The sequence below is a fragment of the Litoribacter ruber genome (assembly GCF_018500185.1).
Classification (GTDB): Bacteria; Bacteroidota; Bacteroidia; order Cytophagales; family Cyclobacteriaceae; genus Litoribacter; species Litoribacter ruber.
On sequence record NZ_JAHBGI010000003.1, the window covers coordinates 265408 to 276806 of the forward strand.

Here is an 11399-nt window from a genome sequence, read left to right on the forward strand (position 1 = left end):
TTCCAACAGAAATGGGCCATTTCCAGAACGACCCATTTCTAAATGTTTAGCTAATATACTAAATAAGTTTTACATATTGCGGCGGTACTGCCCTCCCACTTCATACAAGGCATGTGTAATCTGCCCTAACGAACAATGCTTTGCAGCCTCCATAAGCTTATCAAAGAGATTATCATTCTGTACAGCTGCTTTCTGCAAATCTTTCAACAATTTACCCGAAAGGGTTTCATATTTCTTATGAAGGTTTTGCAAGGTTGATATCTGTGCTTCTTTTTCTTCCTGTGTGGCTCTGATCACTTCACCTGGAGTCACCGTAGGCGAACCATCTGAAGAAAGGAAAGTATTTACACCAATGATTGGATATTCACCTGTGTGCTTCAGCATTTCATAATGAAGGCTTTCCTCCTGGATCTTACCTCTCTGGTACATAGTCTCCATGGCACCCAACACGCCCCCGCGCTCCGTGATTCGGTCAAATTCAGCATAAACTGCTTCTTCCACCAAATCAGTCAACTCTTCAATGATAAAACCACCTTGGATTGGATTTTCATTCTTGGCAAGCCCCAGTTCTTTGTTAATGATCAATTGAATGGCCATAGCTCTTCTTACAGAGGCTTCTGTAGGCGTGGTAATTGCCTCATCATAGGCATTGGTGTGAAGTGAGTTACAGTTGTCATATATAGCATAAAGAGCCTGAAGAGTAGTTCTAATATCATTAAAATCAATCTCCTGGGCATGCAATGATCTACCGGAAGTCTGAATATGGTACTTCAACATCTGAGACCTGGCATTGGCGCCATACTTAAGCTTCATGGCTTTGGCCCAAACCCTTCTGGCTACTCGGCCGATTACCGCATATTCCGGGTCAATCCCGTTTGAAAAGAAGAAGGAAAGGTTTGGCGCAAACTTGTTGATATCCATACCTCTTGACACATAGTACTCCACATAGGTAAAGCCATTGGAAAGTGTCAGGGCCAACTGTGTAATCGGATTGGCACCTGCTTCTGCGATATGATAGCCGGAAATAGAAACCGAATAGAAGTTCCGGATGTTGTTTTCAATAAAATACTGCTGAACATCCCCCATCAACCTCAAGGAAAATTCTGTGCTGAAGATACAGGTGTTTTGGGCCTGATCTTCCTTCAAGATATCAGCCTGAACAGTCCCTCTAACTTTGGCAATGGTATCAAACTTTATCTTTTGATAAATGTCAGCAGGCAAAACTTGGTCACCAGTGACACCCAAAAGCATCAGCCCAAGCCCATCGTTTCCTTCAGGAATGGTACCATGGTATTGAGGTCTCTCTACACCTTTTTCAGAGTAGATTTTATCGATTTTCTGGTTGACTTCTGCTTCCAGCCCGTGTTCTCTGATATAAAGCTCACACTGCTGGTCAATAGCAGCGTTCATAAAAAAGGCAGTCATGGTAGCCGCTGGCCCGTTGATGGTCATTGAGACAGAAGTCATCGGATCTGCCAGATTGAATCCGGAATATAGCTTCTTGGCATCATCCAAGCAACAAATGTTCACTCCGGAGTTACCTATTTTCCCATAAATATCAGGTCTGTAATCTGGATCTTCACCGTACAGCGTCACCGAGTCGAAGGCAGTGGATAGCCTTTTGGCGGGCATGCCTTTGGAAACGTAATGGAAACGCTTGTTGGTCCTTTCAGGTCCGCCTTCACCAGCAAACATCCTGGTTGGGTCCTCCCCTTCTCTTTTGAATGGAAAAACTCCCGCGGTGTAAGGAAACTCACCCGGCACGTTCTCCTTCAATCCCCATTTCAGCAAATCACCCCAAGCCTCGTACTTTGGAAGGGCTACTTTTGGAATACGGGTATTGGACAGCGAGCTGCTAAAAGTCTTAACTTTAATTTCCTTGTCCCTTACTTTAAAGGTATAATAATCTTCTCCATACTTGCCCACAGTGGTATCCCACTCTTCCAGCCATTTCTTATTTTTTGGATCAAGCTCAAGTTCAACCTTGGCGTATATTTCTTCCAGCTCCTTCACCAAACGGTCCTGATCCTCCACGCCTGCACCTTTGATCGCTTCGATGGATTTTTTGAGGCTGAAAAGCTTTTGGGCAACCTCTTTCTGCTCCTCAACCCACTTGTCATACTGACGGTTATTTTCCGCAATTTCAGACAGATAACGGGTTCTAGCCGGAGGGATGATGAAGATCTTTTCAGACATCTCCCCAGTGATCTCAAAGCTGGAATTCAAGTCGGCTGAGGTCTTCTCTTTTACTTTTGAAATGATAGCCTTATACAGGTTGTTCATTCCCGGGTCGTTAAACTGTGAGGCGATGGTTCCGAATACCGGAATATCCTCATCGGCAGTTTCCCAGAGGTTGTGATTCCTCTTATATTGTTTTTTGACATCACGAAGGGCATCCTGTGCACCACGCTTGTCAAATTTATTCAAAGCGATTATGTCTGCAAAATCCAGCATGTCGATCTTTTCCAATTGCGTGGCCGCCCCGTATTCTGGAGTCATCACATATAAGGAAAGGTCGGAGTGCTCGATAATTTCAGTATCAGACTGGCCAATACCGGAAGTTTCGAGGATGATAAGGTCAAATTGCGCAGCTTTCACAATATCCACAGCATCCTGCACATATTTAGAAAGGGCAAGATTAGACTGTCTCGTAGCCAACGAGCGCATATACACTCTTGGATGGTGGATGGCGTTCATTCTGATCCTATCTCCAAGAAGTGCTCCACCGGTTTTCCTTTTGGAAGGATCTACTGAGATGATCGCAATGTTTTTATCCTCAAAATCTATCAAAAATCTTCGTACCAACTCATCCACCAAAGAGGACTTACCGGCGCCACCTGTTCCGGTAATCCCCAATACTGGGGTTTTGGATTGATGACTCGTATTTCTTACCTCCTCAAGTTTTCCCTTGGTTTCTTCAGGATAATTCTCAGCGGCAGATATCAGTTTGGCAATAGACTGCTTGTCGCATCTGGTGATCTTGTGATCATCGGAAAGATCTTTCCCAACAGGAAAATCGGCCAACTTCACCAAGTCATTGATCATCCCTTGCAAGCCTAATGAGCGCCCATCATCAGGAGAATAGATTCTGGTAATGCCGTATTCATGCAATTCTTTAATTTCTTCCGGAAGGATGGTCCCCCCTCCCCCACCAAAAAGCTTAATATGCCCAGCACCTTTTTCCTTCAAAAGGTCATACATATATTTGAAAAACTCGACGTGCCCACCTTGATAGGATGTAATGGCAATGGCCTGCACGTCTTCTTGGATGGCACAATCCACAATCTCCTGAACCGACCGGTTGTGTCCTAAATGGATCACTTCACAGCCGGTAGATTGGATGATTCGCCTCATGATGTTGATAGCGGCATCATGGCCGTCAAAAAGGGATGCAGCCGTCACAATTCTGATATGATTGTTTGGCTTGTACAACGTTTGACTAACTGACATATATTTGGGTTTTTGCTTCTATTTCAACCGAGCAGAACTGTTCTAAGTTCTGGAATTGCGAATATACTAAAATATATGTATTTCTATAAATCAAAAGCCCTACTGACTCAAAACATTGTTTTGTTCTACAATGGTCAAAACCCATAAAACCATACTTTTATTTATCTTTTTTTACTTATTAAAAATATTGAAAGGAGTTTATTTATAAAGAATTATAAGTATCTCCTAATTACAATCATCAAAAAACCTGACAATGGTCATTATTTTAAGACACTCGGTGGGCGTTCTTTGCAGAGAAATCAAAGGAAAAATTGTAAATTGATCCAAAGGGCAAGACATTAAACATTTTGCCATTCAGCATGTAGTAGGCACATAACCATTGACTTAACAGCCAAAAATAGAGCATGAAATTCTCTTTATATCTTGGAAAATATAGCGGCATCAAGGTCTTTATCCACTGGACTTTCAGCTTGCTTTTGATTTGGATCTTGATCTCCAGCATGCGTTCAGGATTGACAATGGAGGACACCGCCTGGACAATTGCTTTTATTTTGGCTATCTTTTTCTGTGTGCTTCTCCATGAGTTTGGCCATGCCCTCACTGCTAAGAAATACGGAATCCAGACGCGGGATATTATCTTACTACCTATTGGAGGCTTGGCGAGGCTGGAAAAACTCCCAGAAGACCCCAAGCAGGAGCTTTGGGTAGCTATAGCCGGTCCACTGGTCAATATCGTCATCTTTCTGTTGCTGACTGTCGCCATCAGCTTTGTAGGCTTCGACCTGACCCAAATGGAGGATATACGCTTAAATGGGCAGACAATTTGGCTATATCTAGCCACCGCCAATCTGTTTTTAGCCATCTTCAATATGGTACCGGCATTTCCAATGGATGGCGGCAGGGTGTTGAGGGCCTTGCTTTCGATCAGGGTACCAAGGGTAAGGGCTACCGAGATCGCTGGAGGCATAGGCCAGATATTGGCTATTGGCTTTGTCTTTCTAGGCCTATTCTACAACCCCATTCTCGTCTTAATTGGTATTTTCATCTTCCTTGGAGCATCCGCAGAAGTGACCCAAACGAAAAACCAATCTTTGCTACATGGCTTCAAGGTCAGCGATGTGCTGATGAGTCGGTTTCCCGTGATAAGTTTTGACGCCCCCTTGAGTAAGGCAATTGAAAAACTTCTGGATGGTCAGGCTACCCATTTTGTGGTGGTGCGTGACGATGAACCAGTGGGGACCTTGAGCCGGGAGGAGATGATCAAGGGGCTCAATGAGGCCGATGATCAAATCTTGGTGGAAAAAGTGGCCAATTTGACGCCTTTGGTACTAGAGATATTCATGCCACTGGAGGAGGCCATGAAGAAAATGGCCGCCGAAAACCAAAAAGTCGCCCTGGTATATGAAAACCACCATTTCTTGGGCATGCTGGACCAAGAAAACATTTCTGAATTTATCATGGTAAAATCTGCCTTAATCAATAAACAACAGGCTGAAAACATCGCAATGTAACTCATATTCTAAATCAACTATCACCTATGTATTACTCTTATACCTCAGCTGAAGAAGCTGTCAAAATCGTAAAAAGCCAACAGAGAATTTTTGTACATGGAAGTGCGGCGACACCGACTGTCATGTTAAAAGCCCTAGCCAATCGTAAAGAGGAATTGGAAAATGTGGAAGTGGTGTCAATCTCCACCTTGGGAGAAATGCCTCTTGCCCAACCTGACTGCAAAGGCAGTTTTTTTATTAACTCTCTTTTCGTGTCCGAAAATGTGAGACAGGCGGTGAATTGCGAACAAGGAGGATATGTACCAATATTTTTGAGTGAAATCGGGTTGTTGTTTAGAAGGGACATCCTGCCTATTGATGTGGCCATACTGCATGTTTCCCCGCCTGATGCACATGGATACTGCTCCATGGGAGTTTCAGTTGACATTGCGAAACCTGCAATTGAGAAGGCCAAGATCATCATAGCACAGGTGAACAAAAGGATGCCCAGAACGCATGGAGACGGCTTGATCCACTTTAGTAGATTTCACGCTGCCGTAGAGGTAGACGAGGCCTTACCTGAAGTAAATTACGGATTGAAATTGGGAGAAAGAGAGCTTACCATTGGAAAATATATAGCTGAACTGATTGAGGACGGTTCTACCCTCCAAATGGGAATCGGCGCCATCCCGGATGCGGTTTTAAAGGCACTCACTACTCACAAGGACTTGGGCATTCACACCGAGATGTTTTCGGATGGAGTAGTTGATCTTTTGGACACAGGTGCAATTACCAACAAATACAAGAAAAAGCATCCAGGCAAAATAGTTACTTCCTTTGCCATCGGAACCGAGAAACTATACAATAGGGTGAATGACAACCCTGAATTTACCTTCCATGAGGCGGCGTATGTCAACGATACCGCAGTGATACGGAAAAACCCGAAAGTGGTTTCCATCAACAGCTGTCTTGAAATTGACCTTACCGGGCAGGTTTGTGCTGATAGTATTGGAAGTTACCACTACTCTGGTGTAGGTGGACAGATGGATTTCATGCGTGGAGCGGCTCTTTCAGAAGGTGGAAAACCTGTGATGGCACTCAATGCGGCCACCAAAGGCGGCAAATCCAAAATCGTCCCTTTCCTCAAGCAAGGCGCGGGTGTGGTGACCACAAGGGCACATATGCATTATGTGGTCACCGAGTACGGGGTTGCTTACCTGTATGGGAAAAACTTGAGACAAAGGGCTTACGAATTGATGAAAATCGCTGCCCCTGAGCACAGGGAAGACCTCGAAAAAGCCATTCATGAAAGATTTGGCCAATTTATATACGCTTTCCAGTAGGTTGCTATTTTACCTGTAATACTGACTCGTCAACCAAGGAGAAGGTCAGGATAAACTCTGTACCTTCTCCTTTTTTACTTATGATCTCCAATGAAGCCCCATTGTTGGTCAAAAATTGTTTTACCAACAAAAGACCGAGGCCAGAGCCGGATTCGTTTTCAGTGCCCAAAACAGAATCCATCATTTTCAGGTCACTTCCTTTCAAAAACTCAATCTGATCCTGCTCCATACCTAATCCGGAATCTTTAATATGGAGGTTTACCAGATTACCATCAGCAAAGGAATAGAAAAAGACTATATGCCCTTCTGCCGGGGTAAATTTAATGGCGTTGTTTAATAAGTTTTGAAGGATGATCTTCAGGTCACCTATATCAAATAAGATTTGAATCTCCTCAGATTTATCGTGCCTCACGCTGATTTTCTTTGCGCCGGCCTGAAATTCATATAGATCTATAACATTCTCTATCTCTTGGGTCAGATCCAACTTTCGCTGATTCACCTTGGCGCCCTCAAGCTGCTGATTAGCCCATTGTAGCAATTGAGCCATCATCTGGTCCGTTTTCACAATCTGTTCATACAGCAAGTCCAAGGCCTGATCGGTTTCTTCTTGGGTGAACACCCCTTCTTTTTGCAGCTCCAAAAGTTGCTTGATGGAGTTGATCGGAGAGCGAAGGTCGTGGGTCAGCACTGAGAAAATCCTTGTTTTCGCTTCATTCAGTTGGTTCAAGGATTTGTTTTTTGTCGAAATCTCCTTTTTCTGCTTCTGTATGGCTTTGTTTTTTCTTTTGAGGGTCTTATTAAAAGCTTCCTTATGCTTTAAACTTTTCCGATAAATAAAGACAATAAAAACAAAGCCCATCAAAACCATCACTAGTAGAGACAGGATGAAATTCTTTCGGATCACAACGTCATCCATCAAATCCTTCTCCGTTCGCAAAACCTCATTTTCGGCCTTGGCTAACTTTAATTCCAGAGCCGAAATCTGAAGATCCTTCGATTCTGAGTAAAGGCTGTCGCTATAGCTTTTGTGAAGCCTATTAAAGGCCAAGGCATTTTCATAATCACCTTTGGCTTCATAAATATTGGCCAAGGACACGGTGACCCTACACAAATCCCAGTAGGCGCCTACAAACAATCCATATTCATACCCTTTCTGAGCCAACACCAAAGCATCGTCATATTTGTGCTGCATCTGTCTCACTTCAGCCAAGCCCGTAAAAGCAAATGTTTTCTCCCAATTGTTGATGATGGCCGAATCTTTTAATACCTGATGATAGTATTTCTCAGCCATAGGAATATTGCCGGTATCAAAATAGGTTTTGGCCAAGCGGTTTTGGATCATGTATTTAAGATGATCTGAAGGATCCTTGAGCACCTTTTCCAAACTACCGATAAGTTTTTCCAAGGCAGTGTCAAACTCTTTCAGCTCAGCATAGGCAATTCCCATATTGAAAAGATTTTTGGAAAGGGCCTTAGTGTCCTTTATGTCTTCATTCAGGATCAGTGTGGTTTCCCAAATCTCGATGGCATCCCTGTACTGTTTTTGGCCCAAATAGATTAGGCCTCGCCCGTTGAGAGCAAAAATGTAATCAGGCGAAGCTTTAGAACCCCTAAAGATCTCTTCAGCCTCAAGGAACTTCTCCAAAGCAAGCTGGTAATTGCCTGCCACATAGTGGACCGCTCCTTCCCTATTGGCTACCTTTCCTTTCAAGGTTCGGTGGCCTATGTTTTTCGCAAGAACTTTGGCTTGTTCTATATAATAAAATGCTGAATCTTTAGACTGATATTGAAAGGCGTGGGCTTTTTCAAGCAGTTGTTCAAAAGTTATCTGTTCAGAGCCAACAGATTTCAGGCTCAAGCTTAAAAAGACTGATAATAAAGCAATTCTAACAAAAACCAACCTACCCATTATACATACGGATTCCTTTGCAAACGATTTCCATCCGTAAAATTATAGGCATTTTTTTATTTCAAAGCCTTTTTTAAAAAAAAAATGATAAATGGCTCTAATTCAAACCATAAGAGGCCATTTATCAAATTATACTAATCTATCCGTTATTTATTGGTAAAAGGCAATTTAACCTCCAAGGTATCCCATCTCATCACTATTTCACCTGCCTCACCTTGCGCATCAATTATTTCATATTCCAAGCGCTCCACAGTTGAAACCTGATTAGGAGTAACTTCGATTCTCACAAGATCATCCTCCTCAGCATATTCATCGGTCAAGTGTTGTTCCCAGTTTTTATTGAGGATCAAGTGCCAAGTTTCTTTTCCCGGCACAGCAAAAAAAGCATATTTTCCTTTTGGAATCTGTTGCCCTTCCACTTCAATCGGTATTGAGAACTCCACACTTGTGGCCTGGTGGGCACCTGCTACCCAAACTTGGTCATAAGCCACCAAGCCACCCCAGATTGTTCTACCCCTTACACCAGGGGAATGGTATTTTATTGTGACATGGTTAGTCCCCACTTGACCGTGTGCTTCACGAGGGATACTTTTGGGGCTATTCAAATCCTCCTCTGTAATCTCCTCCACATACTCATGATGGTCATGGGCGGAACCCTCCTTATTTTCACCTTGTCCACATCCATAAAGAATAGGCAAAAGGGCTAGGCTGTATATAAATAATTTCTTCATATGCTAAATTGAAAAACCTGCAGGAGCACTAGGTCTCCTGTCAGGTTTTGGGGAATTAAACAACCGTTTATCTTTAAATTGATTCTTTTACAGAACCACATTTCAACATTTTGTCACCAAAATATGGGTTTCTGATCTCTTTCACATCACTCACCCAATAGGCTCCTTGGTCATTGAATGCCATCGGGCAATATTGCAGGTGGGCATTCTCCACACCATGGTCAGCAGCCTTCAGCATGGTGAACAGAGACATACTCAAAGTATTAAGCTCTTCTCTTTTTCCATCTACTGATTCACCATCCATGCTTCTCAGACTTGATCCCATTTGCGATACGACTGCCGAAGCTCTCCCCTCCATTGAATTGAAGTTGTCATTGTTTAATAATCCTTGAAGGTTTTGAACTGCCTTATCAGATGCCTCTTTGTCATTTGCTACTAAAGCATTTTTGAGGTTTAGGTATTCTGAGTAAAACGCTTTTACCTGCTCAACTTCTGAATGCTTAGAAATCGTGAAATCTGCGTGAACCTCAGTGGCATCTCCAGCATCCTCTGCTGCAACATGGGAACTTCCATCATCATGGTGAGCATGACCCTGGTGATCATCTTCTTGAGGTTTGTTTTCACAAGCGATAAATAAGCCCATTAGGGCTGCGGCGATGAATACTTTTTTCATGAGTTTATAATTATTGGTTTAAAATTAATTTAATGGTGGTGTTGGGCTTCTGCTGAAGCAGCCTTCTTGTCGGCATAGTTCAACTTACCTTTTTCATATGTTTTCTTCACTTCCCCACATGAAAGCATCATGTCCCCATAATATGGATTTTTAATCTCGCTCTCGGCACTAAGCCAGAAAGCACCTTGATCATCAAATGCCATAGGGCAAAACTGCTTGTAGAGCTTGTCTTGCTCTATTCCAAAATATTCCACAGTCTCAATAAGGTGCTCTGAAAGTATTTCAAAGGCCTCTCTTTGCAATTCCACATCATTTCTTTCTGCGATTGATTGTGAACTTGTCTGCATGGATTTATGCAACGGCATATAAATATTATGGGCTTTTTCATCGAGCAACTTCATATCCACTGCACCCAAGGCTTGGGTGACACGAAGGGAGGATTTAGCCGCAGCATCAGGCTCTGTTTCTACCAAAGCATCCTTTAGCTCCAAATAACTATTCACCAATGCCCCAATCTGCTTTCTAAAAGCATCAGGCACTTCCAAGGTCTTGGCCTCCGGCCTCCCCATCATGCTGTAATTGCCCGACAATTGAGCAGCAGCATCAATGGCAAATACCCCATTGGACACAATTTTATCCCCGCTGCTTACGCCGGATAGAACCTGGTATTGGTCTCCAACTCTTGATCCCAATTGCACTTCTACCATTTCAAAGGCTGGTGCATCAGCTGTACCCCTTTGCACATACACTACCGATCTTTTGCCCGTCCAAAGCACCGAAGACCTTGGAATCATTAGGGTGCTTTCCCCTTGTGCTTGCTGTCCACCATGTACGGTGGCATTCACAAACATTTCCGGTTTTAGTTGTTGACCAGGATTAGAGACCTCTGCCCTCACTGATACTGTACGGGTTTCAGGGTTGATGATGGGGTCAATATAATTTACGGTTCCTTTAAACTCCTTTCCGGGAATTGCATTGACGGTAAAGGTCAATTGGTTTCCTTTGCTAAGCCATCCAAGGTCTGACTCGTAGGCATCAAGCATAACCCAAACTCGGCTCAAATCAACAATTTCAAAAAGGACCGTTCCTCGGGAAATGAAATCCCCAACGGCTATATTCCGAGCAGTGACGTATCCGCTGGCATTGGCGTAGATTTCAAAAGTGCTATTCACTTCTCCCTGTGCTTCTATTTCTTCAATTTGCTTATCGGAAACTCTCCACAACCGCAACTTTTCCCTAGCCGCCTCATACAGCATCGGCTGTCTCTCCTTCATCCGGCTGGCTTCCAGAAGCTCTTTTTGGGCGTTTATCAAGTCAGGAGAGTAAACACTCGCCAACCTTTCTCCCCGTTTTACTTCTTGGCCGGTAAAACTGACATAAAGCTTATCGATCCTTCCCGAAAAATCAGCGGCAATACTATTGACTTGCTGCTCATCCGGCTGGATCTTACCACTTAGGCGCACCTGCTGAGCAGTACCGCCCTCGGTAACCCTAACTACGGCCACATTGGCCAAGGCCACAGCTTCAGGTGTCATTTCAAATACCATTGGATCGGAGGCACCGCCATTCCTGGAGGCCACAGGAGTCAAGTCCATTCCACAGAGGGGGCATTGACCCGGCCCCTCTTGCCGGATTTGCGGGTGCATGCTGCAGGTGTATTCACTCACTGCATCACCACTGTGGGCATGTCCCTCGTGGTCATTGCCCGAGGGGCTCAGGCTCCAGCCAATGATCGCCCCAAAAAAGAGGCAACCCAAGGCAATGATCAGAATCTGTTTTCTATTTATATTTTCCATATCGGTA

General features: G+C 43.7%; 7 protein-coding genes. 2 read left to right on the plus strand and 5 right to left on the minus strand.

Annotated features, from left to right (window positions below):
- Window positions 1-69 precede the first annotated feature (69 nt).
- Window positions 70-3450: a methylmalonyl-CoA mutase family protein gene (locus tag KIH41_RS05650; protein ID WP_214161804.1), complete on the minus strand. Its 3381-nt coding sequence runs from the start codon at window positions 3448-3450 to the stop codon at window positions 70-72.
- Window positions 3451-3854: 404 nt separating this feature from the next.
- Here KIH41_RS05650 and KIH41_RS05655 point away from each other — a divergent pair, with 404 nt between their 5' ends.
- Both KIH41_RS05655 and KIH41_RS05660 read left to right on the plus strand, forming a co-directional pair.
- Window positions 3855-4961 carry a site-2 protease family protein gene (locus KIH41_RS05655; protein ID WP_214161805.1) on the plus strand — a complete coding sequence of 369 codons (1107 nt, stop codon included), beginning with the start codon at window positions 3855-3857 and terminating at the stop codon, window positions 4959-4961.
- A gap of 26 nt (window positions 4962-4987) precedes the next feature.
- On the plus strand, window positions 4988-6283 hold the full coding sequence (locus tag KIH41_RS05660; RefSeq protein ID WP_213943941.1) for an acetyl-CoA hydrolase/transferase family protein: 1296 nt from the start codon (window positions 4988-4990) through the stop codon (window positions 6281-6283).
- 4 nt (window positions 6284-6287) lie between these two features.
- On the opposite strand, the gene KIH41_RS05665 is transcribed toward KIH41_RS05660, so the two are convergent.
- The 4 genes from KIH41_RS05665 to KIH41_RS05680 all read right to left on the minus strand — a co-directional run bounded on the left by KIH41_RS05665 (window position 6288) and on the right by KIH41_RS05680 (window position 11392).
- Window positions 6288-8141: an ATP-binding protein gene (locus KIH41_RS05665; protein WP_214161806.1), complete on the minus strand. Its 1854-nt coding sequence runs from the start codon at window positions 8139-8141 to the stop codon at window positions 6288-6290.
- A gap of 197 nt (window positions 8142-8338) precedes the next feature.
- Window positions 8339-8923, minus strand: a complete 585-nt coding sequence (locus KIH41_RS05670; RefSeq protein WP_214161807.1) for a DUF2911 domain-containing protein — start codon at window positions 8921-8923, stop codon at window positions 8339-8341.
- Between the two features lie 73 nt (window positions 8924-8996).
- Complete coding sequence (locus KIH41_RS05675) at window positions 8997-9596, minus strand: DUF3347 domain-containing protein (protein WP_214161808.1); 600 nt, start codon at window positions 9594-9596, stop codon at window positions 8997-8999.
- Between the two features lie 29 nt (window positions 9597-9625).
- Window positions 9626-11392 (minus strand): efflux RND transporter periplasmic adaptor subunit, encoded by a 1767-nt coding sequence (locus tag KIH41_RS05680; protein ID WP_214161809.1) that lies wholly within the window; start codon window positions 11390-11392, stop codon window positions 9626-9628.
- Between the last annotated feature and the right edge of the window lie 7 nt (window positions 11393-11399).

Coding starts and splice junctions, on each gene's coding strand:
- KIH41_RS05660 (WP_213943941.1), top strand. CDS start 4,988: ATGTATTACTCTTATACCTCAGCTGAAGAAGCTGTCAAAATCGTAAAA.
- KIH41_RS05680 (WP_214161809.1), bottom strand. CDS start 11,392: ATGGAAAATATAAATAGAAAACAGATTCTGATCATTGCCTTGGGTTGC.
- KIH41_RS05670 (WP_214161807.1), bottom strand. CDS start 8,923: ATGAAGAAATTATTTATATACAGCCTAGCCCTTTTGCCTATTCTTTAT.
- KIH41_RS05650 (WP_214161804.1), bottom strand. CDS start 3,450: ATGTCAGTTAGTCAAACGTTGTACAAGCCAAACAATCATATCAGAATT.
- KIH41_RS05675 (WP_214161808.1), bottom strand. CDS start 9,596: ATGAAAAAAGTATTCATCGCCGCAGCCCTAATGGGCTTATTTATCGCT.
- KIH41_RS05655 (WP_214161805.1), top strand. CDS start 3,855: ATGAAATTCTCTTTATATCTTGGAAAATATAGCGGCATCAAGGTCTTT.